The sequence below is a fragment of the Devosia rhodophyticola genome (assembly GCF_028816475.1).
GTDB lineage: Bacteria > Pseudomonadota > Alphaproteobacteria > Rhizobiales > Devosiaceae > Devosia > Devosia rhodophyticola.
Genome location: NZ_CP118247.1, coordinates 2,945,186 through 2,970,018, shown reverse-complemented (window position 1 = coordinate 2,970,018; position 24,833 = coordinate 2,945,186). Strand labels below are relative to the sequence as shown.

The following is a 24,833-nucleotide window of genomic DNA, read 5'->3' as shown; positions in this document are numbered from 1 at the left end:
TGCCTTGATCACCTTGGCTGTGTCAACTGCGTGCGAAATCTAGGAAATTAGTGAAGCCAGTATGCCATCAGCAATGCGATCTCGACTGACTCTGGCCTGCATTCTGGTCACGATTTTGCTCGATATGATCGGCGTCGGCATCATCGTTCCGGTCCTTCCCGAACTGCTTGAACAGTTGACAGGCGGCAGCGTCGCCGACGCAGCCGTTATTGGCGGCTATCTGGTCTTCGCCTACGCCTTCATGCAGTTCGTCTTCTCCCCCGTGCTTGGCAATCTGTCAGACCGATTTGGCCGCCGCCCGGTATTACTCGCCTCATTGCTGGGGCTGACATTCGACTATCTCATGATGAGCATCGCCCCATTTGTCTGGTACCTGTTCATTGGCCGTATCATCGCTGGTATCGCCGGTGCTGCCGTGGCCACCGCGACGGCCTATATGGCTGACATCACCCCGCCGCACAAACGTACCCACCGTTTCGGGTTGATTGGCGCCGCATTCGGGCTTGGCTTTATCATCGGGCCGGTCATCGGCGGTGAATTGGGTTCCATCGGCCCTCGCGTCCCCTTCTATGCCGCCGCGGCCTTGGCATTTACCAATTTCATTTTCGGCCTTCTGGTTCTGCCCGAAAGCCTGCCGCGCCACTCGCGTCGCAAGTTTGATATCCGTCGCGCCAATCCCTTTGGCGCGCTGGTGTCACTGCGACAATATCCGATTGTTCTCTGGCTGCTGGCAATCCTGTTTGTGTTCTCACTCGCTGCACAATCCCTGCCATCGGTCTTCAGCTATTTTACCGTCGAAGTCTTTTATTTCACCTCCAGCCAGATCGGCCGCACCCTTGGTGCCTTCGGCATCGGCTTTGCCATCTGCCAGGGATTTCTCGTTGGCCCCTTTGTCAAACAACTTGGCGAAACCCCGGTCGTCATCGTTGGCCTTTTGGCCGCCATAACAGCATTTGCTGGTGTCGCTTTCACCAGCGACATTTACTATCTCTACCTCTTCATCATGGTTGGGGCGATCAGCGGCCTTGCTGCACCCGCTATCAATGGTGTGCTGTCGCGCCAGGTGCCTGACAATGCCCAAGGCGAACTTCAGGGCGCCGTTAATGCTGCCAACTCGCTGGCCACCATTATCGGCCCGCTCGCTGCCACCCAGATTTTCTCCTATTACACGCACGACCGCCAGGCGGCGGACTACTTCCCCGGTGCTCCGTTCCTGGCAGCCAGCATTGCTGTCGTTATTGCGCTGGTGCTGTTTGTCGCTGCCGCCCTCCGTTTCAGCCTGACGCGCCGCCCCAGTATCGCAGACAAACCCAAAGTGCCCGAAATGGCGCCGCCTGGACAAATCCTTGTACCGCGCGAAGAAGACGAAGATTCAGATGCAGATCCGACTGGCTACTAGACCCGACAACGCCGCCATTCTGTCAATTGTTGCGCCCGTGTTAGCCGCTGGCACCACCTACGTGCTGCCCCAGGACTGGAGCGACACTCAGGTGCTCGGCTACTGGTTCGCCCCTTCCCATACGGTCTATGTGGCCGAAGAAAATGGCAAGATTCTTGGTACCTATTATTTGATGGCAAATCAGCAGGGCAACGGCGCCCACGTCGCCAATTGCGGCTATATCACCGCAGCCGACGCCCAGGGTAAGGGCATCGCTCGTCAGATGTGCGAACATTCCCTCGCCGAGGCGTCTCAACGTGGTTTTGGGGCCATGCAGTTCAATCACGTCGTTTCATCAAATGAACGCGCCGTCGCCCTTTGGCAAAAGCTGGGCTTCAATATCGTAGGCACGCTTCCCCGTGCCTTTCATCACCCCCAATTGGGTTATGTCGACAGCTTCGTGATGTTCAAGACGCTCTAGCCAGCCCCGACAAAGAAAGGCCCGCCGAAGCGAGGCCTTTCTAAATTCGATGGGTTTAGTTGCCCAAAGTGCTTGGCCACTCCCCATGCAGGTCCTTGCCACGACCTTCAATTTCAAAGCCATGGGCACCAAAGAAATCGCGCTGACCCTGAATGAGATTGGCCGTTCCCTGCGCCTGCCGGTAGCTGTCAAAATAGGATAATGCGGCCGAAAGGCAGATCAGCGGAAATTCACCCACCGCGCCCGCTGCAACCACTTTGCGCAGCGCGCCATGGTTTTCCTTCATCAACGTCACAAAGTCGGGAACAATCAAAAGGTTGGCATTGTCGCCCTTTGCGTAAGCTGCGGCCATCTGGTCGAGAAACCGCGAACGGATAATACAGCCAGCGCGCCAGATTTTAGCAATTGTTGACAGCGGCAGCTTCCAGCCATTTTCGTCTGATGCCTTGGCGATCACGGCAAAACCCTGAGCATAGCTGACTATCTTGCCCGCGAGCAGTGCCTGCTCCAGATCCGCCAAGGTCACGTCAGCCTTGCCAGCGCTGCGTTTGCCATAAATTTTTTCGGCGGCAATGCGTTCGTCTTTGCGCGAAGAAATCGAGCGCGCGGCGACCGCCCCTTCGATTGCCGTTGCTGGAACGCCCATTTGTTGAGCCGCAATTGCCGACCAGACGCCAGTCCCTTTTTGGCCGGCCTTGTCCAAAATCAATTCAACCAGCGGCTTGCCGGTTGGCTCATCAATCGCCGCCAGAACATGGCCAGTGATTTCAATCAGATATGAATTGAGTGGTCCCCTGTTCCACTCTTTGAACACGTCCGCACACGCCTGCGGGGCCATGCCCAATCCATCGCGCATCACGCCATAAACTTCGGCGATCATCTGCATGTCGCCATATTCGATGCCGTTGTGAATAGTCTTGACGAAATGGCCAGCGCCACCTTCGCCTAGATAAGCACAACAGCTTTCACCATTGAACTTGGCAGCAATTGCTGTCAGCACATCCTCGGCGTTATGCCACTGTTCCTTTGAGCCACCCACCATGATGGAAGGACCATGCCGGGCACCTTCTTCACCGCCCGAAACACCCGCGCCTAGATAGCCAATGCCCTTGGGTTTAAGGTAATCAAAGCGCCTTTGTGTATCGGTGAATAGCGAATTGCCACATTCGATTATGGCGTCGCCCTGCTCCAGATGCGGCAACAGCTGTTCAATCATGGCATCGACCGGTGCCCCTGCCTTGACCATGATGATGATCGAGCGGGGCCGCGATACCGCCTGTACGAATTCAGCCAGATCAGCTTTAGGAATAACTTTTCCGGCCAGCCCCTGCTCCTTGGCCATGGTGACGAACTCGTCAATCCTTGCCGGCGAGCGATTGTTGACGGCAATTGTGTAGCCCTTTTCGGCGATATTCAGCGCCAGATTGGATCCCATAACCGCAAGGCCAATAAGCCCGATATCTGCCGTCGTCATACCATAGTCCTTCCGAGATCACGCAATATGTCACCGTCTGGTTACATCTAGACCAGCGAGCCGAACATGACCACAAACCACGTCAGGACGGAAGTAGCACCTTTGATTTTTACCGTTCTGATAGCTGAATTTGTTGTCAAACTTGCCCCGTTGCCCAAATCGGGCATAGGCTCGCCCCAATTTGGAGGACACCTTGGATTCCCTTTCCCGTTTCAGTCTTGAAGGCAAACGCGCGCTTATCACCGGCTCCAGTCGCGGCCTTGGCCTCGCCATTGCAACCGCTCTTGCGGGCGCTGGTGCAAAGATCGTACTTAACGGCCGCGATGCAGCAGCTTTGGGCAATGCGACAGCCGACCTGATCGCCAATCACGCGGACACAACCGCGCTGGCGTTTGATGTCACCAACCGCGACAGCGTCAACGAGGCTATTGCCTATTGCGAAGACGAGTTGGGGCCGATTGATATTCTGGTCAATAATGCTGGCATGCAATTCCGAAGCCCGCTCGAATCTTTTCCGCCCGAGAAATTTGATCAATTGATGACGACCAACGTCACCTCGGTTTTCAACGTCTCCCAAGCAGTCGCGTCGCACATGATTTCGCGCGGTTCTGGCAAGATCATCAACATCTGCTCGCTGATGTCTGGCGTTGCGCGCCCTTCGATTGCTCCTTACGCCACCAGCAAGGCCGCTGTCGCCAATCTAACCCGTGGTATGGCAGTCGACTGGGCCCCACATGGGCTTAATATCAACGGCATTGCGCCCGGATATTTCAGGACAGAACTCAACGAAGCGTTGGTCAAGGACGAAAAATTCAATGCCTGGATCGAAACACGCACCCCCATGGGGCGCTGGGGAGAAGTTGAAGAACTCGGCGGCACCGCCATCTTCCTCGCCTCGGATGCTGCAAAATTTGTAAACGGACACATTCTCTATGTCGACGGCGCCTTCTCAGCAACGGTCTAAAAATCTTGCTCCCGCCCGCATCATCATCGCGATGGGTGTAAGTTCATCGGGCAAATCCACCGTGGGCCAATCCATCGCCCGTCGGCTACACGTGCCGTTCCTCGACGGCGACGACTATCACCCCGACGCCAACGTCGAAAAAATGCGCGCTGGCACGCCCCTTACCGATGAGGACCGCTGGCCCTGGTTGGAAAATCTGGCCAGGGCGCTAGTTGCGGCGGCTGACAAGAAGGGTGCCGCCGTCGGCGCCTGTTCCGCGCTAAAACGCTCCTATCGCGATTTTCTGATCGAAAAGGCAAGCGAACCGATCACTTTTGTCTATCTTGACGGGTCGCGCGAACTGATTGCCGATCGAATGGCCCATCGCCACCACGAGTTTATGCCCGAAAGCCTACTCGACTCCCAATTCTCAACCTTGGAAGTCCCTGATTCAACATCAGAAAATGTGATTTCCGTCCCCATAAGCGATAGCATCGAAAAGATTGCCGAAACCGTCGTGAAGACCCTGAGCCACCTCAAATCCTTCAAGCGCTGGCAATAAAGAGGTTACTCGACCGTTAACGTCGAATCATTTTTATAGTGATTTTGTTTGTCAACTGTGATTTCAATGCCTTCCACAGATATTAATCAGTGGTAGGAAACGGTTGAAATGACCTTTGAAATCACGAGTTGTGTCCTGCAGTCTGTGCAGCCTCACCCCATTATCAATGGCCGGATAACCGGCGTTGTACGCGTGGCTATCGTTGAAGAATTCATGGGAAACACCAGCGCCTATAATCTGGACCTCAAAGTGCGCACGGATGTCGTCAACGATGAAACTGACACCACCGTTCGCTCAGCGCTTTTGGCCAATGCAGCCCACCATCTCAACCGCATAAAGGCACGCCGCCACGCACTAACGGCCGCCGAATAAGCAAAACAAAAAGACCGCCCCGAATGGAGCGGTCTCAAATCACGAAAATCCGCAGTCAGTCGTCCAGCTTGTCGCTGAGCTTTTTCTTGGCATCCCCGACTTTGCCCTGAATCTTGCCCTCGGCTTTATCGAGCTTGCCTTCGGCCTGCATTTTCTCATTACCAGTCAAACCACCAACGGCATCTTTTACCGCGCCTTTGGCTTGTTTGCCGGCACCTTTGACTTGATCCTTGTTCATTGCGGCCTCCTGAGGGCTTTGTTGCCTTCCTCAACGCAACGCCCTCCGCGAAGTTCCTCTATTAAGCTGTCCCGTCCGCAGTTCCAATTGGATCGGTTCGTCCGCCCTGACCGACCCAGCCAGCGGCCTTGTCCTTCAATTTTCCAAATTTCTTTGAGGCGGAGGCCAACCGCGCATCCCATTCCGCATCCGGCACCTGTCCCTCGATGGTTTTGAAATAGACCTCCATCATGCAGGCAATGGCGAATGGCTCGATCAGCGCGGCCTTGACTGCCCAGGCAAAGATAATGGCAAACACCAGCCCACCCGCGGACCATGCGCCGGGAATAATCCACACCAATGCTGCGGCGGGCGCCAACATCAACAAGAACACCAAAAACGCCAGCCCATAGGTGATGATGGTTAACCAGGCGGCATTTTTCAGCATAACCTTGTAGTTCTGCCCGTAAAGTACGAGCGCCGTGCGGGCGGATCCCCATGGATTGGTCGACCCCGTGCGAATGGCGTATCCGAGAATGACCTCGTCGACCAGACCAACGGCAATCTTGAGAAAAGCCCGGATCAGGCCCACGAACTGCTGCAGTCCAGGAATGGGCAAGAATGATGCGATCCCCTGCACCAGCCCGGTGATTGCTTTCAAAACACCCTTGACCAGTTGGTCAATGCCGAACAACACGCTGGTTTCGGCAAAGCGCTCCTTGACGATCACACTGGCATGCTCAATCTGCGAGCGCCCTCCTGGAATGGGCCGTCCATCGATCAATTCGACCAGCACGGCGATGTGTCCGGCCTTGACGATATAGAGGATATATTCGCGCAGGAAGTAGAGCACACCTGCAGTAACCACGAAGCCCAACGCGCCGCCCCAGAATGTGGTGCTTGCGCGAAAACCTTCGTCGCCAAATCCACCCACGCCCCACCCCAACCCGGCACCGACCCCGGTGACCAGCACATAGGCGACGGCCATGCCGAAATAGACAACCATTCGAAAAATGATGAAGGGCAAAGTCCTGCCCATCATGCCCAACGCACGACTAATAGAAAAATCCCACATGCTGTGTCCCTCCAGCGCTCAGTTCAGGAATGTTCGCGCGAGAACCGATCTCACGCAATGGTGTCGGCGACAACGCCAACTGTTTTTGTGATCAAAGACCTGCTAACAGGCGTCATGCTTGATCCATTGCCGACATTGCTTGATTACAATCCGCCACTTGAACCCTATCTGAACGTGGTTCACGTCGATGACGATATACTCGTGCTCGACAAGCCTAGCGGTCTGCTCAGCGTTTCCGGTCGCCATCCGTCGTTGTGGGATTGTCTGGAATATCGCGCCCGCAAGCAATACCCCACCGCCGGCATGGTCCATCGCCTTGACAAGGATACTTCCGGCGTCATCGTCATGGCACTCAACAAGCGCGCCCACGCAGGCATCGGTATTCAGTTTGAGAAACGTCAAACCAGCAAGCGCTATATCGCCCGTGTTTGGGGCAACATGCAGGACGACAGTGGTCTTGTTGATTTGCCTCTGGCAACCGACTGGCTCAACAAGCCGCGCCAGCGTGTCGACCACGAGGGCGGTCGTCCCTCGCAGACCCAGTGGACCGTACTTGACCGGGAAAATGGTGTCACGCGCGTGCAGTTAACGCCGCTGACCGGTCGCACACACCAACTCAGGGTTCACATGAAGGCCATCGGCCATGTGATTCTGGGAGATGCATTTTATGCCGAGGAAGAGCCCCTCACCGCCGCCGACCGCCTGCAACTTCACGCCGAGCAGTTGGGGATCAGCCATCCCATCACCGGCGAGCCCTGCAACTTCGTGGTACCCTGCCCGTTTTAAGCTCAAGCCTCGCCCAGATAGCCCACTTCGATACGGTGAAAATATTCACCCGCCTTCATTGTTTCGAGCCAACGATGAAAAGCCTCGGCGTCCGCAAATCCGGCGCGCCGCGCATCGGCATCGCTCACATCGTGCGGGCTCATCTCATCAATCGCCTTGATCGCCAGAATGCCGACTTTGGTCTTGAGCGTACCGCCTGCCTTGACGCTCGGTCGACTCCAGCGCCGAAATACTAGATCAACCTTGCCAGCCTTGATTTCTTCAAGCAGTTCGCGCTTCAGCAACATCGCTATTGCACCATCGCTGTCGCCAGCATTTCGACGCGCAATCCCTCGGCCAACAGTTCCTTGACCACAACTGTTGCCCTTACCGGATAAGGCTCGTGGAAAAATTCGGCATAAACCGCATTCATCCCTTTGGCATCCCCACTATCCGTCAGAAAAACCTGAACCTGCGCCAGATCCGCCAACGTTCCGCCCGCGGCCCGGATCGCGATATCGAGATTTTCAATCGTACGCCGTGTCTGAATCTCGATATCACCCGCAACAATGCCGCCCGTTGCGGGATCTTCGGCAATTGCCACCAGCCAGACCTGCTTCCCGGCTTTGATCGCATCGCTGACTGGCGCCGTTGACGGCGCAATGCCGGTTTCAACTTTTTTGATCATTGCCTAGCCTTTGTTTGGTGCGGGCGGCGGGACTCGAACCCGCACGAGGATACCCTCTCAGGATTTTAAGTCCTGTGTGTCTACCATTCCACCACGCCCGCAATAGCGTGTCGTCCACCCCATCAAGAGTAGACTGCACCGAAGCGCAGAAAATCCCGCTGAATCGCCAACTAGGCGCCCGAGACGAATTCGTTAGTCGGTCCCCCCGAGATGGGAGCCGCATACGCCACGTCGAGATCCCATGGAAAGAAAATCCAGGTATCCTGACTAACTTCAGTAATAAAGGTGTCGACGAGTTCGCGCCCCATCGGCTTGGCGTAAACCGTCGCAAAATGGGCGCCAGGCAACATGTCACGCACCGCGCGCGCCGTCGCGCCGGTATCAACAAGATCATCGACGATCAACACTTTGCCGCCATTCTTGGCGATATCGAGAATTTGCTGGGAAATCGACTTAAGCACCGTGACCGTGCCCTGATTTTGGTGATCGTAGGATTTGACCGCAACGCTTTCCACAACGCGAATATTGAGTTCGCGCGCCACAATCGTGGCTGGCACCAGCCCACCGCGCGCAATTGCGACCACGGCATCGAACGTGCCCATGCCAGTCAAGCGCCAGGCCAGGGCCCGACTGTCGCGATGAAACTGATCCCAGGAAACGGGAAATGACTTCTGGTTAGGATTGTTCAATTATCAACTCCGGTAACCGTTGGTGTGCCGTTTTCTGGCCAGCGTGGCGTCCCTTAGCAAACCTGAGGCCCCGCGCCAATCGTTCCATCTCATTCGGGCGGTGTAATCCCCGCTTTTGCGTGCTCCCGGGCCACCATTTCGCGCACTTTGGCTGCGGCTTCGCGTAATCGGGCCTCATCTGATGATCGCAGGACCAGTTCCGTCATGACCTTATTGGCCCCCATCTGAGGGTAGCTTCCCATCTTGACGTCCGGATATTGCGCCTGCAGCGCGCCCAATGGCCCACCAACCGTGCCCTCGCCAACGGCGGCCTTGATCGTTTCGGACATAACCTTGCGACCAGTTTGAAGGGTCGGCGCAATCGCTTCGAGCATGGACCGCATGATAATCGGCACGCCCGCCATTACATGCACATTGCCGATCCGAAACCCAGGAGCAGCGCTGACCGCATTGACGATCAGGTCAGCACCTTCAGGAATACGCGCCATGCGCAACCGTGCCTCATTGACCTCGGTCCCGGTATTCTGCCACCGCGTTTCCAGCATCGCACGCGCTTCAGCATTGATCGGCAGAGCCACACTGAAGGCCCTGGCGACCGCATCCGCTGTAATATCGTCGTGCGTTGGCCCTATGCCGCCAGTCGTGAACACATAGGTATATCGCTCCCGAACGGCATTGAGTGCCGCAACAATATCGTCGGTTTCATCGGAAACGACCCGCACCTCTTTCAACTCGATTCCGAGATCGGTGCAAAAATCGGCGGTCGCGCCAATATTGACGTCTTTGGTTCGCCCAGAAAGTATCTCGTCGCCAATGACAAGAAGGGCCGCAGTGATTGATAGTTTGGTTGTCATGACTTGACCGTGCATATCTATTGCCCGAATGGATGCCTGCCCTTGCGCGCCACGTCAAGCAATGGCACCCAAGTTTGCCTGTCTATTCCGCAGCCTCTTCCCTTGGGCGTTGGCAATGACTAGTTTTGGATCAGGAGTTTGGAGTTCTAGATGATCAACTATGTCGATGCCCCCGCCAAACCTCGCCGCACCTCTGGAACCATTCCACTGCACGGCCCCGAAGGCTTCGAGGGCATGCGCAAGGCCGGCCAATTGACGGCGCGCGCCCTTGATTTGCTATACGAGCAGGTCGAACCCGGCGTTACCACCGCTGCGCTCGACCAGATCGCCTATGAATTTGCGCGCGACAACGGCGCGGTCCCAGCGACGATATTTTATCGCGGTTATCGCCATTCCCTGTGCACATCCATCAACCATGTTGTCTGCCACGGCATTCCCGATGATCGGCCCATGCGTGAAGGCGACATTGTCAATATCGATCTGACCCTTGTCGTTGACGGCTGGCACGGCGATAGCAGCCGCATGTTCCCGGTCGGCGAAATTTCACGCAAGGCCGAGCGGCTGATTGAAGTTACCTACCAAAGCCTGGAGCGCGGCATTAAGGCCGCCAAACCGGGCAATACTACCGGCGACATTGGCGCAGCTATCCAGTCCTATGCCGAAGACGAACGCACCAGCGTTGTTCGCGATTTCGTTGGCCATGGGGTCGGAAAGCTCTTTCACGACGAACCCAATATCATGCATTACGGCACCCCCGGCTCTGGCCCCGAACTGCGCCCCGGCATGATTTTCACCATCGAGCCCATGATCAATCTGGGGCGCCCCCACGTCAAAATCCTGTCTGACGGCTGGACTGCCGTCACCCGCGACCGCACTCTGTCGGCCCAATGCGAACATTCGATTGGCATTACCGAAACAGGCTGCGAAGTTTTCACGCTGTCACCCGGTGGACTGTTCAATCCTCTGACTGCAAAGCGATAATCATGCCTCGGGAAAAACCGCCAGCGTCGGACGGGCTCTCGGAGGCCGCCGCCGCACCACACTATCTTGGTCACCGCGAACGGGCGCGCGAACGCTTCAAAACCGTTGGCGGTGATTCGCTGCAAGACTACGAATTGCTCGAATTGCTGTTGCACATGATCCTGCCCCAGCGCGACACAAAAAGTCTCGCCAAGGATCTGATCACCAAGTTCGGATCATTTTCCGAAGTGTTGGGCGCCGCCCCCAATCGTCTTGCCGAAGTGAAAGGTTTGGGCGAGACCTCGATCACCCATCTCAAGGTGGCCCAGGCCGTGGCCCAACGCTACGGGCGCGACCAGATCGCCACCGAATTACCCGTACTCGGCGCCTGGTCGCAACTACTCGACTATTGCCGCTCACAAATGGCCTTCGAAAAGGTCGAACAGTTCCGCATCCTGTTTCTCGACAAGAAAAATCGCCTGATTGCTGACGAAGTCCAGCAAATCGGCACCGTCGATCACACACCTGTCTATCCCCGCGAGGTCATCCGCCGCTCGCTTGAACTATCTGCCACCGCGCTTATTTTGGTGCACAATCACCCCTCCGGGGACCCAGCACCCTCCTCGGCCGACGTCCGGATGACGCGAGAAATCACTGACATCGCCAAGCCGCTCGGCATTACCGTCCATGACCACATCATCATCGGAAAGTCCGGGCACGCGTCTTTGCGCGCCCTCAAACTGCTCTAGGACGCGTCGCTGGGGCCGCAAAAAACGCGATTGAAAAGCTGGATCGGGCGCCGCAATGCCTTCATCAACGCCTTGTTGGCCTTGATTTTCCCCTTGCTCCGCTGGATCCATTGATGGGTCGCCAGCACCATCGCTCCGCGCGCGCTCAACGGCATGTAATGTTGGCTCAATGGCACTTGAACATTGCACCAATGCCGCTTCTCGTCGGTAAAACCAGCGCCCATGTCAAATTCACCGATTTCTTCACCAAACACGCTTTTCATGACCCGCAGCAGGCATTGCTTGCCGGGCGAACCGCCTTGAATATGTGGATCGGCGCTCATTGAAGAGATCAGGCAATACATCGCTTTGCCCCACACGACATTGTATCGCACCGCAACAATTTCATTTTCAAGCCGCAACACATGCAACCGCACGTCAACGCCGGTGCCCGGCTGTGCTGCCTGATGATAAAAATCTGTCAACCGTTCAACAACAAAGGTATCGCGAATACCCATCGCCTTGAACCGGGCCGAGCGCTGCGTGAACATCGTGTCGATGATCGAGGTCGTCTCGGGGCCAGAGCGAACTTCTTCGAAACTGACTTCGCCCAATGCTTCCAGGCGCTCTCCCTGCTGCCGGTCATGCTTGCGCCGCGACTTGCTGCGCTGCAGGCGGTCACATTCTTCCCAACTGCCATATTGCGAACGATAGAGCGTTTCAAACGGCTGCAATGTGCCCAGTTCGTCAAACAATCGTCCCGCGTTAGCCGTTTCGATCGGCACCGCACGCAAATAGATCAAATCGGCAGATGGCAGCATTCTCGACATGCCCTTCCACAATGCCTGCCGTTGCGTTGGCGACATTTGCCGTAGCCGATCAACATCAACCAACGGCGCATACGCCCCAACGTTTGCGCCGGGAAACCAAGTAAAAAGCCGCACGCCCTTGACCGCTTTTCGATGCAGCGGCAACAGCGCAATCGGCTCGCCTCCAGCATAACCAACGACATAGAATTGGTTGTTCGATGCGATCTTGCGCGCTTCAACCCACAGCTTGATGAAATCAAAACTCTGTCCGGGCGAATGAATGCCCTGCGCTTCCAGCGCGCGCCAAACCGGCTCGACATCGTCAATATTTTGAGAAACGCTGAAAGAAAAAGACAAATCGGAAAACTGCGTCGGCGGCACTATTGCACCACTGTTGGCGTCGCCCAAATCTATTGGCAATTGTTCAGTTAAAGCGGAGGTCAATATTACCATCCAGAAAAATCAAATATTCTGACGCCCATTTGCGGGCATCACGTGCAAAACCGTCGTTAGTATGCACACAGAAAGTTGATCTTGGCTGGTTCTATTGCTCGAGAGGGTTAAAGAGAGATTGCCTAGCCGATGGTGCTTAGGACGGGGAAGGTTTCGAGGAACCAATATGAAATTCGGGCAAAATTCCCGGTGAGAAACAACACCCCGGTCAGGACCAGCAACGCCCCCATCACTTTTTCAACGAGTCGCAAATGGCGCTTGAACCCGTCGAAAAATGTCAGGAACGGGCCAATCGCAACTCCAGCCAGAAAGAACGGCACGCCCAGCCCAAGCGAATAGACCCCGAGGAGCGACGCTCCCTCAAACGCGGTATTCTTGCTGGCGGCGACCGAAAGGATCGCAGCAAGAATCGGCCCGATACAAGGCGTCCAACCGATAGCAAAAGCCAGCCCCAACAAAAACCCGCCCACCGGGCCGCTTGCAACGCTTGGCCCCTGATGGCGCATTTGCCGATCCAGCAGGCTGATCCGGAATACGCCCAGAAAATGCAACCCCATCGCAATGATCATCAATCCTGCAATTGGCGTCAGAATTGGCAGCAATTGCCGAAATGTCTGCCCAAATGCAGTGGCGGTCGCCCCCAGGGTGATAAAGATCACCGAGAAGCCGAGAATGAAGAACAGCGACGTCACCATCACGCGCCGTTGCAGGGCGCCCGCAGTTGTCCCCTCATCGCGCAACTGATCAAAGCTGGCCCCGCTCATGTAGGTTAAATAAGGCGGCACCAGCGGCAGTACGCACGGGCTGAGAAAACTCAGCACACCGGCTCCAAATACGACTGGCAATGAAAATTCCACGGTGACGCTCCGCCTGTTGCGTGCTCTGTTTAGTCTTTCACGCCATCAATGCAATGTGCCGGACCGCCGCATCGCTGGTTTGTGAACTGCGCCGAAGCCACGCGATTTCGCCGTCGCGCCCTTGTCGCCCGCTCCGCAGGGCGTTAAGGCAAAGCGTCAATCCAGTCAGCACCCGGCAGCACCGCATGAGCAAACCCATTCGCATCGCGCCATCGATCCTCTCGGCAGACTTTTCACGTCTGGGTGATGAGGTACGCGCACTCAATTCCGCCGGCGCCGATTATATCCACGTCGACGTCATGGATGGCCATTTCGTGCCCAACATCAGCTTTGGCCCGGTGGTCATGCAGTCCATCCGCGCGCTAACCAATCGCCCCTTCGACGTGCACCTGATGATAGCGCCTGCTGACCCCTATATTGCTGCCTTCGCCAAAGCAGGCGCCGACATCATCACTGTCCACGCTGAAGCCGGGCCGCACCTGCACCGCACCATTCAAGCCATCAAGGCCGAGGGAAAACGTGCCGGGGTCTCACTTAATCCGGCCACGCCCGTCTCGGTGCTTGAAAATGTCATCGCCGATATCGACCTCGTCCTGATCATGAGCGTCAATCCCGGCTTTGGCGGTCAAAGTTTCATTCCTCAAAGTCTGGTCAAGATTCGCCAGGCCCGCGACCTGATCGGGGATCGCGACATTGATCTTGAAGTTGACGGAGGCATCTCTGCCGACAATGCGCGAGAGGTTGCCGCCGCCGGCGCCAATGTGCTGGTCGCCGGCTCAGCCATCCTGTCGGGCAATAATCCAGCCCATTACGCCCCCAGAATTGCAGAAATTCGCGACGCCGCCACCACCCTGACCGCCTGACTCAATCTCTGAACCAGAAAGCCTAACTCTATGATTCCGCGTTACTCCCGCCCCGAAATGGTCGCCAACTGGTCACCGGAAGCTCGCTTTGCCATCTGGTTCGAAATCGAAGCACACGCCACCACCAAACTAGCCGAACTGGGCGTTGTCCCCAAAGACGCTGCCCAGCGTATCTGGGATGTCATGTTGGCCCGCAAGGCCGAGCACGGCGACTACCATTTCGACGTTGATCGTATCGATGAAATCGAACGCACAACCAAGCACGATGTAATCGCCTTCCTGACCCATCTGAGCGAAATCGTCGGCCCCGAAGCCCGTTTTGTGCATCAGGGCATGACCTCCTCCGACATTCTAGACACCACGCTTTCGGTGCAGATGGCTCACGCCGCCGACCTGCTACTAGCCGATATCGACGCCCTTCTGGCGGCCCTTGAGCGACGCGCTATCGAGCACAAAAACACCATCACCATCGGGCGCAGCCACGGCATACACGCCGAACCAACGACATTTGGCGTCAAACTCGCCGAGGCTTACGCCGAGTTTTCGCGCAACCGCGCTCGTCTGGTCGCCGCGCGCGCCGAGATCGCCACCTGCGCCATTTCCGGCGCCATCGGCACTTTCGCCAATATAGACCCTTCTGTTGAAGAATATGTCGCTGATCAGCTGGGCCTCAGCATCGAACCGGTTTCAACCCAGGTCATTCCGCGCGACCGTCACGCCATGTTCTTTGCCACTCTTGGCGTCATCGCTTCGTCGGTCGAACGCGTCGCCGTTGAAATCCGACATCTCCAGCGCACCGAAGTGCTCGAAGCTGAAGAATATTTCTCACCCGGCCAAAAGGGCTCATCGGCTATGCCCCACAAGCGCAACCCGGTGTTGACAGAAAACCTGACCGGGCTCGCCCGCTTGGTGCGCGGCATGGTCACCCCAGCGCTAGAAAACGTTGCTCTCTGGCACGAACGCGATATTTCCCACTCATCGGTCGAACGGATGATCGGCCCCGACGCGACCATTACGCTCGATTTCGCCTTGGCGCGCCTGACCGGTGTCATCGACAAACTGGTGGTCTACCCACAAAACATGCGGCGCAATCTCGATCTGCTCGGTGGCCTGCACAATTCCCAGCGCATGCTCCTGGCGCTGACCCAGGCCGGCTATTCGCGCGAAGACAGCTACGCCGCCGTCCAGCGCAACGCCATGAAAGTCTGGCAGACGGATGGTGACCGGACCGGTCAGTTTGCCCAGAACCTCAAGAACGACCCCGAAGTGACTCTGAGCAATGAGCAAATCGACGCCATGTTCGATGATGCCTACCACCTCAAACATGTCGACACGATTTTTGCCCGCGTATTCGGAAACGATAAATGAAAATTTCCGAGGTCGATTTTGTAATCGTCCCCGGCATTGGGGACAGTGCGCCCGGCCATTGGCAACGGCGCTGGTCTGATCGCCTGCCCAACGCAAAGGTGGTGGCGCAGGTGGATTGGAACCATCCTCAGTTGGAGCCTTGGGTTACTGCAATTGAGCACGACATCATGATGGCGACCCGCCCGGTGGTGATTCTGGCCCACGCGCTTGGCGTTCTTGCCACGATCCACACTGCCAGACGTTTGGGGGATACCAAGGTTCGTGGCGCATTTCTGGTTGCGCCACCCGATGTGGAACTGCATCCCGAAGCGCCGCCGGAAGCGGCTCCTTTCAGCCCGATCCCCCGCGATCCACTGCCGTTTCCTTCAATGCTCGTTGCCTCAACCAATGACCCCTATTGCAGCGTTGATCGCGCCGCCGAATTTGCCACTTGCTGGGGTTCGGACTTCCATCAGGCTGGTGAAGCTGGTCATTTCAACATCGAGTCGGGCCACGGTCCGTGGCCAGAAGGGCTGTTGATGTTCACCCGGCTGATGCAACGCCTCAACTAGACAAATTATTCGAATTTCGGTAAAAATTAGGTATTACCTAGGGGATGATACTTTTGGAAAAAAACGCAATAAATCAAAATACCGATGTTAATTTCGGTGACGGCGTAAATGTATCAATGAAAACTGTCCAAGACATATATAATAAGATAACTGGACGGACTGAACAAATAACAAAGTCATACGACATTTCACACATAGCGGATTTTTCGGATTTAGAACAATTACACGAAAAAATCACCCAAATGTGCGAACAATACAACATCATAAGTCGTAATGAGAATATAGAAGTTTTTTACAACGACAAACATAAACAAACAATAAGTTCGTTTAGTAGATTTAAAATACATGACAAATCTTACGGAAGTCCGACTGAAAATGTAAGAATTCGCTACAATTTCATGATTTTGCTCCCTCAAACCCAATCACCACAGTCTTATATTTTGGACATCAACGTCCACTCGCGTTCCGCACTGATTGAAAGGTCACATCGTGAAATCGGTGTACCCAGTTCGATTTGGTCGATGATTACGACGTCAACTGGATTTACAAAAATATCCTTTGTCGATTATTCAGTTGCACGTAACTTCCAAAACGTAATCGATGGATGGTTTGAGACATTAGATGCCAGCCCAGAGAATAAAATTGTTAGCTTTTTACAAAAGTATTCCTTTTTATCCGCACCACTATTTAAAATAGCAATGTCGGGCACTTATCTTTTTGGGACATGGGCGAGTTTTAACTCCAATCGAACAGCAGAACTTTCTTCAAATTCGTCGTTTCTCCATGCAATAGTGATGATTTTCGGGGGCGCGATGATTTTATGGGTCGCAGGTCAAGAAATTGGCAAAATTTTTGAGCGTTATATCGATCGTATCTTGCCCATCTCTTGTTTGCAAATCAATAAAGGTGACTTTCGAATGCTCGACAGTCACAGAAAAAAGAACCGACATAGCTTTCTAATTGCATCACTGTCAGTAGTAGTCGCAATCGCTATAAACGTAGCTTCAAGCGTATTCATACAGTATCTAGGACTCTGACTTTTCGAGGAGCCATGGGTGACCGCCATCGAGCGCGACATCATGATGGCGACGCGACCGGTGGTTATTCTGGCCCATGCGCTCGGCGTTTTGGCCACGATACACGCGGCCAGACGTTTGGCCGACACCAAGGTGCGCGGCGCTTTTTTGGTCGCGCCTCCCGATGTGGAGCTGCACCCCGAAGCGCCGCCCGAAGCGGCTCCCTTCAGCCCCATTCCCCGCGATCCGCTGCCCTTCCCGTCGATGCTTGTCGCCTCGACCAATGACCCCTATTGCAGCGTAGACCACGCCGCTGAATTCGCCTCATGCTGGGGGTCGGACTTCCATCAGGCGGGCGAAGCGGGTCATTTCAACATCGAGTCGGGCCACGGTCCGCGGCCAGAAGGGCTGTTGATGTTCACCCGGCTGATGCAAAGACTCAAGGGCTGAGCGCGGCAAATTCACCCGCCAGCCGGATGCCTTCTTTTCGCCGCGCTTGCTCCAACTATGGCAAAAATTTTGCCGACCAACATTAATTATTGATAAGTTGAACCCGACAAATGAGGGTCCTAATTTCATCCCGCAAGTTTGGACCCGCCGGCAAGCCATTTCGACCTGCGACTCGACGCGATCTGTAAACTTGCAAAATCCACGACCGCCTGCGGTCGTCGATCTATTGGGTAATCGAAATGAGAAATATCATTCTTCCCGCCGCCCTTGCACTCGCGCTGGGCATTTCCGGCGTCAGTTACGCTGCCAGCACCACCAGCGCCGGCATAAGCACGACCCCGCAATCCATTTCGGACACGGTCAAGTCGTTCGACTTGTCATCGCACTCCATCACGCTGAACAACGGCACAACCTATACCCTGCCGGCTGGCTTCAAGGACCCTGGCCTCAAGGTCGGCTCAATGGTTACCCTGAAATACCAAATGAACGGGACAGCCCACAAGGTCGATAGCCTCTCTCTGGGCTAGACCAGTAGTGCGCGAACCGGGTGAAGTCCCCCCGCCCGGTTCGTGCCATTTCGATAGGTCGGCCCTTAACCTTCAGCCAGCACCTGCTGCTGTGCAAGGCCAGTTAGCTGGGTCATTTTCAGGCGAATCGCCTCATCGTCGATGCTCAGGCCCTTGGCCTTGATATCCGCAGAAACCTTGCGGAAAACATCTTCATCACCAGCTTCTTCAAAATCAGCGGCCACGACCTCAGCTGCATAAGCAGTTGCATCGTCTCCCGTCAGCCCCAGGAGTTCGGCTACCCAGATGCCCAGGAGTTTGTTGCGGCGCGCTTCAGCCTTGAAGCGAAGTTCTGCATCCAGCGCGAACTTGGCTTCCTGACCCTTCTTGCGATCGTCGAATCCGGACATTTTTTCTCCGCATATATTGGTTTCAGCGCCCCCTGACGCCACCCCTTGCACATAAGGGGTTCACGCCCCCAAATCAACGGGCGCAATGGCCTCATGCGCGTCCGAAATGCAAAAGGACTTGCCTTTTGGGCGGATTCTAGCGCATGAAGCGGCCAAATTTCATAGAACTTCCCTTCATTGGAAACGGCAGAGACCTCATGAACCGTCGGCGTAAAATATATGAAGGCAAAGCCAAGATCTTGTATGAGGGTCCTGAGCCCGGCACGCTCGTTCAATATTTCAAGGACGATGCCACCGCTGGCGACGGCGCCAAGCATGAGGTGCTGGACGGCAAGGGCGTGCTCAACAACCGCATTTCCGAGTTCGTCTTCACCAAGTTGAACGGTCTGGGCATCCCGACTCACTTCCTGCGCCGCATCAACATGCGTGAGCAGCTGATCAAGGAAGTCGAAATCATCCCGCTCGAAATCATCGTGCGCAACATTGCCGCTGGCTCGCTGGTCAAACGGTTGGGGCTGGAAGAAGGCACGCAGTTGCCGCGCTCCATCATCGAGTTCTGTTATAAGGACGATGCCCTGCACGACCCCATGGTCAGCGAAGAGCACATCACCGCCTTTGGCTGGGCAACCCCCGCCGAGCTGGATGACATCATGAGCCTTGCCATCCGTGTCAACGATTTCCTGTCGGGCCTGTTCATGGGTGTCGGCATCCAACTGGTCGATTTCAAGATCGAATGCGGACGCCTTTACGAAGGTGACCTGATGCGCATTGTTCTGGCCGACGAGATTTCGCCCGACAGTTGCCGCCTGTGGGATATCAAGACGCGCAACAAGCTCGACAAGGACCGTTTCCGTCAGGACCTTGGCGGCCTGGTTGACGCCTACCGCGACGTGGCCCAGCGCCTCGGCATTTTGGTCGAAACAGAAAATGCCCTGACCACCGGTCCCCGTCTCGTCCAATAATTGCCAAAAGGTAGATCAATGAAAGCGCGCGTCACCGTAACCCTAAAGGCCGGCGTCCTTGACCCACAGGGTCAGGCCATTGAAGGCTCGCTCAAAAGTCTGGGCCTTTCAGGCGTCAGCGGCGTGCGCCAGGGCAAGGTCTTTGATCTGGCGCTGAACGAAACCGATGAATCTGCGGCTCGCGCCTCTGTCACCACCATGTGCGAAAAGCTGCTAGCCAATACTGTGATCGAAAATTACACGATCGAAATCTCCGATTAACCCCCGCCCGCTATTTTAGGCCGCGCGTCTCATCCCGCGTAGGATTGCTGTTTTATGTTCAAAACCGTTTCGCTTTCTGTGTTGTTTTTCGCAACACTTGGACTGATATTTGCTGCCTATGCGTCGGTGCCAATCTAGCGCGCTCACGCCCTTCAATAAAACTTTAGCCATTAAGCAAACCTCTTAAGTCTGTTGGCAGTTTGTCCACCAGAATAAGAGGCATTGCCGATATATTGCCCCAGTAATTTACTGGAGGCCATCCAATGAGCAACGATAGTCAACGCCTGCAATGGGTCGATATGGCAAAAGGCCTGTCGATCCTGCTTGTTGTCATGATGTATTCCGCCTTTAGCGTGGGCGAAGACACCGGTCAGACCGGCGTACTGCACTGGATCATCGCATTCGCGACACCCTTCCGGATGCCGGAATTCTTCGCCATCTCAGGCCTGTTCCTTTCACTGGTCATTGCCCGCGACTGGAAGCCATACGCAGACCGCCGCGTCCTGCACTATTTCTATTTCTATGCCGTCTGGGCCATCATCCATCTGGTGTTCAAGGTTGGTCTTGTTGCAGGCGATCCCGCCATGGCTTTGATCGACCTCGCTTGGGCGATCGCTGAGCCTTACGGCGTCTTGTGGTTCATCTACATGCTGGCCGTGTTCAGCGCCGTCGCCAAGCTCTGCTTCACCCTGCGCCTGCCCCATTGGTTGGTCCTCGCCCTTGGCGCTGTTCTTCAGATCGCACCGATCCATACCGGCAGCTATCTCATCGACCAGTTCGCCGCCTATTTCGTCTATTTCTATTCGGGCTACGTTTTCGCACCAATGCTGTTCAAGCTCGTCGCCTGGGCACAGGCCAATATCGGCATGGCGCTCGCCTCACTTGTAACCTGGGCACTGGTCCACGCAGCGCTCGTGTTCTCGCCCGGCTATGCCGTCCTTCCCGGCGAAATCCACATGGGCCTCGCCTCGCTCCCAGTCCTGCACCTCTTGCTGGCGCTGATCGGCACGGCTGCCCTGTGCGTCATCGCCAGCCTCTTGACCAAACTGGCCTTTATGGACTGGCTCCGCTGGCTCGGCTCCAAATCCCTTGTGATTTATCTCGCCTTCGTCCTGCCCATGGGCATCGTTCGTACCCTGCTCATCAAATTCGATCTGATCAGCAACATCAGCGTCCTGAGCATTGTCGTCATGGCCAGCGCCGTCATCAGCCCTGTTGTACTCTATTGGCTGGTTCAATGGACCGGATTTGGCAAGTTCTTGTTCGAGCGTCCCGATTGGGCCCACATTCCCGGCACGCCAGGCGCACGTCGGCCTCGCCAACAGGTTTCGGCGACGCCAGCCGAATAAAACGGCACGACCCCTTGCCTTTTCGGTCGGGACTCTCGAAAAGGACGATTATCCCATCTCCTTTTCGAGGACCAGCCGATGAAATCTGCAGTCATCGTCTTTCCTGGCCTGAATCGCGACCGCGACATGATCGCCGCACTCACTCAGATTTCAGGCAAAGCGCCTGCAACGGTCTGGCATCAGGACGCCGAAATTCCTGATGTTGATCTCATCGTCATTCCCGGCGGCTTTTCCTATGGCGACTATTTGCGTTGCGGCGCCATCGCGGCGCGCTCCCCGATCATGGATGCAGTCCGCGCCAAAGCCGCCAGTGGCGTCAACATTCTTGGCGTCTGCAACGGCTTTCAGATTCTGATTGAAGCGGGTCTTTTGCCCGGCGCTCTCATGCGCAACATGTCGCTCAAATTCGTCTGCCGCGACGTCAAACTCGAAGTCGTCAATGCCGATACGGCGTTCACGCGCGGCTATGCCCAGGGCCAGGTGTTCCGCTGCCCGGTCGCCCATCACGATGGCAACTACTTTGCCGATGCCGAGACCGTCGCGCGGCTCGAAGGCGAAGGCCGCGTGGCCTTCAGCTATGCCGAAGGCACCAATCCCAATGGTTCGATCAATGATATTGCCGGGATATTCAACGAGCAGAAGAATGTGCTCGGCCTGATGCCGCACCCGGAAAACCTGATCGAAGCAGCCCATGGCGGCGATGACGGACGCGCCCTGTTCTCCGGGCTCCTCGGTGAGGCCGCCTGAGATGGCCGCACGCCGCCTGCTCACCCTCACGGGCTTGCTGGTCGGCACGCTAGGCCTTGTCGTGCAGTTCGTCATCTCCATGCAGGCCTATGCTGCAGCGGGTCGCGACATACCCGGCGCGCTGGGCATGTTCTTGAGCTATTATACCATCCTCACCAACATCATTGTGGTGCTGATCTATCTGTCCGAGATCAGTGCCGCGACCTGGCTGAGCCTGTTCCGCCACCCGGTGCTGAGAGGCCTGATGGCGGCCAATATCGCGCTGGTCATGCTGTTCGTGTTCTTCGTGTTGCGTCACCTGACCACGCTCGAAGGCCTCTTCCTCATCTGCGACTACATTTTGCACTATGTCGCGCCGGTTCTGTACATTGTGTGGTGGAGTGTCGTTGCCCGGCACGGAGCTCTGCGCTTTGACAAAATCGGCGTGATGCTGGCGCCGACACTGGTGTATTTCTTCTACGCCATGGCCCGCGGCGCCTGGGTGGAGGAATACCCCTACCCCATCCTCAACGCGATCAATCTTGGCTATGGCCAGGTCCTGCTCAATGCCGTTGGCATGACCGTGGGACTTGGCTCGCTTATGGCGCTCACAGTCCTGCTCGACAACTGGCTTGGCCAGCGGCAGGTGGTCCATGACTGAATCATCGTTTGTTGCTGCCAGTTTGAACAATTTTCCAGAGCCTCCCCACGGAACCGCTTGATGACCCTTCCCAACGACATCGTCATTACTCCCCAACTCGTCGCCGATCATGGCCTCAAGCCGGACGAATATCAGAAGATTCTCGACCTGATCGGCCGCACACCGACCTATACCGAGCTGGGTATCTTCTCGGCGATGTGGAACGAACATTGCTCGTACAAATCCTCCAAGAAGTGGCTCAAGACCCTGCCGACCAGTGGCCCGCGCGTCATCCAGGGCCCCGGGGAGAATGCCGGCGTGGTCGATATCGGCGACGGCCAGGCTGTGGTCTTCAAGATGGAAAGCCATAACCATCCCTCCTATATTGAGCCCTATCAGGGCGCGGGCACCGGCATGGGGGGCATTCTGCGCGATGTATTCACCATGGGCGCCCGCCCGGTCGCGGCAATGAACGCGCTGCGCTTTGGCGCGCCAGAACATGAAAAGACCCGCCATCTGGTGTCGGGCGTTGTCGCCGGTATCGGTGGCTATGGCAATGCCTTTGGCGTGCCCACGGTGGGCGGCGAAGTCGAATTCGACACACGCTACGACGGCAATATTCTGGTCAACGCTTTCGCGGCGGGTCTGGCAGACACGGACAAGATTTTCCTCTCCGAAGCCAAGGGCGTCGGCCTGCCGGTGGTCTATCTGGGGGCCAAGACCGGGCGGGACGGCGTCGGCGGCGCCACCATGGCCTCGGCCGAATTCGGCGACGATATCGAGGAAAAGCGCCCAACCGTACAGGTCGGCGACCCCTTTACCGAGAAGCGGCTGCTCGAAGCCTGCCTCGAGTTGATGGCCACCGGCGCGGTGATCGCCATCCAGGACATGGGCGCAGCGGGGCTGACCTGCTCGGCCGTGGAAATGGGCGCCAAGGGCGGTCTGGGCATTGAACTGGACCTCGACAAGGTGCCGGTGCGCGAAGAGCACATGACGCCCTATGAGATGATGCTCAGCGAAAGCCAGGAGCGCATGCTCATGGTGCTGCATCCTGAAAAAGAAGCCGAGGCGCGCGCGGTTTTCGTCAAGTGGGAGCTCGATTTCGCCACCGTCGGCAAGACTACCGACGATCTGCGCTTCCGCGTCATCTGGCAGGGCGATGAAGTCGCCAACCTGCCGATCAAGGAACTTGGCGACGAAGCCCCCGAATACGACCGCCCCTGGACGCCGCCGAAGGTTGCGGTCCCCCTGGCGGCCACCGACATTCCACAATCTGATGTTGCCGATGCCGTTCTGGCGCTGGTCGGCGGGCATCAGATCGCCTCGCGCCGCTGGGTCTATGAGCAGTATGACACGCTGATCCAGGGCAATTCGCTGCAGCGCCCCGGCGGCGATGCTGGCGTGATCCGCGTTGACGGCCACAAAACCAAGGCGCTGGCGTTCACGTCCGATGTTAACCCGCGTTATTGCGAAGCCGACCCATATGAGGGCGGCAAGCAGGCGGTGGCCGAAGCCTGGCGCAATCTGACCGCCACCGGGGCCGATCCACTCGCCGCGACCGATAATCTGAATTTCGGCAATCCCGAGCGCCCCGAAATCATGGGCCAGTTGGTCCACGCCATCAAAGGCATCGGCGAAGCCTGCACCGCCCTCGATTTCCCCATCGTTTCCGGCAATGTCTCGCTATACAATGAAACCAACGGCAAGGGCATTCTGCCCACCCCGACCATTGGCGGCGTCGGCCTCATTCCCGACTGGGGCAAGATGGCCCGCACTGGCTTTGCCCAGCCCGGCGATCTCATTCTGCTGTTTGGTGCGCCGCCTGCCTGGGGCACCCATCTGGGCCAATCCATCTATATGCGCGATCTGCATGACCGCCGCGACGGCCCACCGCCGCCCGTCGATCTGGCCCATGAGCGCCGCACCGGCGATTTTGTCCGTGGCCTCATCCGCTCGGGCAAGGCAACCGCAGTCCACGATCTTTCGGATGGCGGCCTCGCCATTGGACTGGCCGAAATGGCGATTTCTTCGGGCATCGGCGCCAAAATCGCCCAACTCGAAGGCGTTGACCCGATTCCAACGTGGTTTGGTGAGGATCAGGGCCGCTATCTGGTTACGGTTCGTGACGATATGGATGTTGATGCCTTCACCGCCTTGATGGGCGAAGTCGAGGCCGCAGGCATTTTTGCGCCCTGGATCGGCACAACCGGTGGAGGCGAACTGGTTTTGGGCAAGGCACGCCCCATCCCGGTCAAAAAACTTCAGGAAGCCCACGAATTCTGGTTCCCCGATTATATGCGCGGCGAAATATAGGCCGGACTTTCGAGGGGCGCTGGGCGCCCCTTTCCATTTCGGATATCCGTCCCGCCATATGATTGCCGTTGTTAGGGCGTTTGCAAACATATTGAGTTAAAGTATGGGGCACG

Annotated in this window: 30 protein-coding genes and 1 tRNA gene; 20 read left to right on the top strand and 11 right to left on the bottom strand. The window is 56.4% G+C overall.

What is annotated here, in order from left to right:
• The first annotated feature begins 73 nt into the window (after positions 1–73).
• Both PSQ90_RS14575 and PSQ90_RS14570 read left to right on the top strand, forming a co-directional pair.
• On the top strand, positions 74–1,399 hold the full coding sequence (locus tag PSQ90_RS14575) for a TCR/Tet family MFS transporter (protein WP_282211009.1): 1,326 nt from the start codon (positions 74–76) through the stop codon (positions 1,397–1,399).
• Complete coding sequence (locus PSQ90_RS14570; RefSeq protein WP_282211008.1) at positions 1,377–1,859, top strand: GNAT family N-acetyltransferase; 483 nt, start codon at positions 1,377–1,379, stop codon at positions 1,857–1,859. The genes PSQ90_RS14575 and PSQ90_RS14570 overlap by 23 nt, the downstream gene beginning before the upstream one ends.
• Before the next feature lie 55 nt (positions 1,860–1,914).
• On the opposite strand, the gene gndA is transcribed toward PSQ90_RS14570, so the two are convergent.
• Complete coding sequence (gene gndA / locus PSQ90_RS14565; protein ID WP_282211007.1) at positions 1,915–3,333, bottom strand: NADP-dependent phosphogluconate dehydrogenase; 1,419 nt, start codon at positions 3,331–3,333, stop codon at positions 1,915–1,917.
• 193 nt (positions 3,334–3,526) lie between these two features.
• On the opposite strand from gndA, the gene PSQ90_RS14560 reads away from it, so the two are divergent.
• The 3 genes from PSQ90_RS14560 to PSQ90_RS14550 all read left to right on the top strand — a co-directional run bounded on the left by PSQ90_RS14560 (position 3,527) and on the right by PSQ90_RS14550 (position 5,210).
• Entirely contained in the window at positions 3,527–4,297 is a 771-nt protein-coding gene (locus PSQ90_RS14560) for a glucose 1-dehydrogenase (RefSeq protein ID WP_282211006.1), read from the top strand.
• Positions 4,266–4,838 (top strand): gluconokinase, encoded by a 573-nt coding sequence (locus tag PSQ90_RS14555; protein ID WP_282211005.1) that lies wholly within the window; start codon positions 4,266–4,268, stop codon positions 4,836–4,838. The genes PSQ90_RS14560 and PSQ90_RS14555 overlap by 32 nt, the downstream gene beginning before the upstream one ends.
• Before the next feature lie 108 nt (positions 4,839–4,946).
• Positions 4,947–5,210: a hypothetical protein gene (locus tag PSQ90_RS14550; RefSeq protein ID WP_282211004.1), complete on the top strand. Its 264-nt coding sequence runs from the start codon at positions 4,947–4,949 to the stop codon at positions 5,208–5,210.
• A 55-nt stretch (positions 5,211–5,265) separates the two neighbouring features.
• Here PSQ90_RS14550 and PSQ90_RS14545 read toward each other — a convergent pair whose 3' ends face one another.
• Together PSQ90_RS14545 and PSQ90_RS14540 are read right to left on the bottom strand one after the other, a co-directional pair.
• Complete coding sequence (locus PSQ90_RS14545) at positions 5,266–5,448, bottom strand: CsbD family protein (RefSeq protein ID WP_282211003.1); 183 nt, start codon at positions 5,446–5,448, stop codon at positions 5,266–5,268.
• Positions 5,449–5,509: 61 nt separating this feature from the next.
• Positions 5,510–6,502 carry a hypothetical protein gene (locus PSQ90_RS14540; protein ID WP_282211002.1) on the bottom strand — a complete coding sequence of 331 codons (993 nt, stop codon included), beginning with the start codon at positions 6,500–6,502 and terminating at the stop codon, positions 5,510–5,512.
• Between the two features lie 114 nt (positions 6,503–6,616).
• Here PSQ90_RS14540 and PSQ90_RS14535 point away from each other — a divergent pair, with 114 nt between their 5' ends.
• Positions 6,617–7,288 (top strand): pseudouridine synthase, encoded by a 672-nt coding sequence (locus tag PSQ90_RS14535; protein ID WP_282213078.1) that lies wholly within the window; start codon positions 6,617–6,619, stop codon positions 7,286–7,288.
• Between the two features lie 2 nt (positions 7,289–7,290).
• Here PSQ90_RS14535 and PSQ90_RS14530 read toward each other — a convergent pair whose 3' ends face one another.
• The 5 genes from PSQ90_RS14530 to PSQ90_RS14510 all read right to left on the bottom strand — a co-directional run bounded on the left by PSQ90_RS14530 (position 7,291) and on the right by PSQ90_RS14510 (position 9,498).
• A complete protein-coding gene (locus tag PSQ90_RS14530; RefSeq protein ID WP_282211001.1) occupies positions 7,291–7,575 on the bottom strand; it encodes an ASCH domain-containing protein in 285 nt (94 codons plus the stop codon).
• A 2-nt stretch (positions 7,576–7,577) separates the two neighbouring features.
• Positions 7,578–7,955 carry a RidA family protein gene (locus PSQ90_RS14525; RefSeq protein WP_282211000.1) on the bottom strand — a complete coding sequence of 126 codons (378 nt, stop codon included), beginning with the start codon at positions 7,953–7,955 and terminating at the stop codon, positions 7,578–7,580.
• Positions 7,956–7,970: 15 nt separating this feature from the next.
• Positions 7,971–8,056, bottom strand: a tRNA-Leu gene (locus tag PSQ90_RS14520).
• Positions 8,057–8,125: 69 nt separating this feature from the next.
• Positions 8,126–8,644: a xanthine phosphoribosyltransferase gene (gpt, locus tag PSQ90_RS14515; protein ID WP_282210999.1), complete on the bottom strand. Its 519-nt coding sequence runs from the start codon at positions 8,642–8,644 to the stop codon at positions 8,126–8,128.
• An 89-nt stretch (positions 8,645–8,733) separates the two neighbouring features.
• Positions 8,734–9,498, bottom strand: a complete 765-nt coding sequence (locus tag PSQ90_RS14510; RefSeq protein ID WP_282210998.1) for a competence/damage-inducible protein A — start codon at positions 9,496–9,498, stop codon at positions 8,734–8,736.
• A gap of 150 nt (positions 9,499–9,648) precedes the next feature.
• On the opposite strand from PSQ90_RS14510, the gene map reads away from it, so the two are divergent.
• Positions 9,649–10,479 (top strand): type I methionyl aminopeptidase, encoded by an 831-nt coding sequence (gene map / locus PSQ90_RS14505; protein ID WP_282210997.1) that lies wholly within the window; start codon positions 9,649–9,651, stop codon positions 10,477–10,479.
• 2 nt (positions 10,480–10,481) lie between these two features.
• Positions 10,482–11,207: a RadC family protein gene (radC, locus tag PSQ90_RS14500; protein ID WP_282210996.1), complete on the top strand. Its 726-nt coding sequence runs from the start codon at positions 10,482–10,484 to the stop codon at positions 11,205–11,207.
• Here radC and PSQ90_RS14495 read toward each other — a convergent pair.
• Positions 11,204–12,439: a GNAT family N-acetyltransferase gene (locus PSQ90_RS14495; protein WP_282210995.1), complete on the bottom strand. Its 1,236-nt coding sequence runs from the start codon at positions 12,437–12,439 to the stop codon at positions 11,204–11,206. The genes radC and PSQ90_RS14495 overlap by 4 nt on opposite strands.
• 131 nt (positions 12,440–12,570) lie before the next feature.
• On the bottom strand, positions 12,571–13,305 hold the full coding sequence (locus PSQ90_RS14490) for a cytochrome c biogenesis CcdA family protein (protein ID WP_282210994.1): 735 nt from the start codon (positions 13,303–13,305) through the stop codon (positions 12,571–12,573).
• Between the two features lie 185 nt (positions 13,306–13,490).
• On the opposite strand from PSQ90_RS14490, the gene rpe reads away from it, so the two are divergent.
• The 6 genes from rpe to PSQ90_RS14460 all read left to right on the top strand — a co-directional run bounded on the left by rpe (position 13,491) and on the right by PSQ90_RS14460 (position 18,080).
• The gene (rpe, locus tag PSQ90_RS14485; protein ID WP_282210993.1) at positions 13,491–14,168 is read left to right on the top strand and encodes a ribulose-phosphate 3-epimerase; all 678 of its coding nucleotides are present in this window, start codon (positions 13,491–13,493) and stop codon (positions 14,166–14,168) included.
• A gap of 30 nt (positions 14,169–14,198) precedes the next feature.
• The gene (gene purB / locus PSQ90_RS14480; protein WP_282210992.1) at positions 14,199–15,536 is read left to right on the top strand and encodes an adenylosuccinate lyase; all 1,338 of its coding nucleotides are present in this window, start codon (positions 14,199–14,201) and stop codon (positions 15,534–15,536) included.
• Positions 15,533–16,087, top strand: coding sequence for an RBBP9/YdeN family alpha/beta hydrolase (locus PSQ90_RS14475; protein ID WP_282210991.1), 555 nt, complete (start codon positions 15,533–15,535; stop codon positions 16,085–16,087). The genes purB and PSQ90_RS14475 overlap by 4 nt, the downstream gene beginning before the upstream one ends.
• Positions 16,088–16,140: 53 nt before the next feature.
• A complete protein-coding gene (locus PSQ90_RS14470) occupies positions 16,141–17,124 on the top strand; it encodes a hypothetical protein (protein ID WP_282210990.1) in 984 nt (327 codons plus the stop codon).
• A gap of 18 nt (positions 17,125–17,142) precedes the next feature.
• Complete coding sequence (locus PSQ90_RS14465; protein WP_282210989.1) at positions 17,143–17,553, top strand: RBBP9/YdeN family alpha/beta hydrolase; 411 nt, start codon at positions 17,143–17,145, stop codon at positions 17,551–17,553.
• Between the two features lie 239 nt (positions 17,554–17,792).
• The gene (locus PSQ90_RS14460) at positions 17,793–18,080 is read left to right on the top strand and encodes a DUF1344 domain-containing protein (protein ID WP_282210988.1); all 288 of its coding nucleotides are present in this window, start codon (positions 17,793–17,795) and stop codon (positions 18,078–18,080) included.
• Between the two features lie 65 nt (positions 18,081–18,145).
• Here PSQ90_RS14460 and PSQ90_RS14455 read toward each other — a convergent pair whose 3' ends face one another.
• Complete coding sequence (locus tag PSQ90_RS14455; protein ID WP_282210987.1) at positions 18,146–18,469, bottom strand: DUF1476 domain-containing protein; 324 nt, start codon at positions 18,467–18,469, stop codon at positions 18,146–18,148.
• Between the two features lie 197 nt (positions 18,470–18,666).
• On the opposite strand from PSQ90_RS14455, the gene purC reads away from it, so the two are divergent.
• The 6 genes from purC to purL all read left to right on the top strand — a co-directional run bounded on the left by purC (position 18,667) and on the right by purL (position 24,720).
• Positions 18,667–19,431 carry a phosphoribosylaminoimidazolesuccinocarboxamide synthase gene (gene purC / locus PSQ90_RS14450; protein ID WP_282210986.1) on the top strand — a complete coding sequence of 255 codons (765 nt, stop codon included), beginning with the start codon at positions 18,667–18,669 and terminating at the stop codon, positions 19,429–19,431.
• A gap of 18 nt (positions 19,432–19,449) precedes the next feature.
• Complete coding sequence (purS, locus tag PSQ90_RS14445; protein WP_282210985.1) at positions 19,450–19,692, top strand: phosphoribosylformylglycinamidine synthase subunit PurS; 243 nt, start codon at positions 19,450–19,452, stop codon at positions 19,690–19,692.
• Positions 19,693–19,955: 263 nt separating this feature from the next.
• Positions 19,956–21,041, top strand: coding sequence for an acyltransferase family protein (locus PSQ90_RS14440; RefSeq protein ID WP_282210984.1), 1,086 nt, complete (start codon positions 19,956–19,958; stop codon positions 21,039–21,041).
• Between the two features lie 78 nt (positions 21,042–21,119).
• Positions 21,120–21,788, top strand: a complete 669-nt coding sequence (gene purQ / locus PSQ90_RS14435; RefSeq protein ID WP_282210983.1) for a phosphoribosylformylglycinamidine synthase subunit PurQ — start codon at positions 21,120–21,122, stop codon at positions 21,786–21,788.
• A 1-nt stretch (position 21,789) separates the two neighbouring features.
• A complete protein-coding gene (locus tag PSQ90_RS14430; protein WP_282210982.1) occupies positions 21,790–22,428 on the top strand; it encodes a Pr6Pr family membrane protein in 639 nt (212 codons plus the stop codon).
• 60 nt (positions 22,429–22,488) lie between these two features.
• Entirely contained in the window at positions 22,489–24,720 is a 2,232-nt protein-coding gene (gene purL / locus PSQ90_RS14425) for a phosphoribosylformylglycinamidine synthase subunit PurL (protein ID WP_282210981.1), read from the top strand.
• The last annotated feature ends 113 nt before the right edge of the window (positions 24,721–24,833 follow it).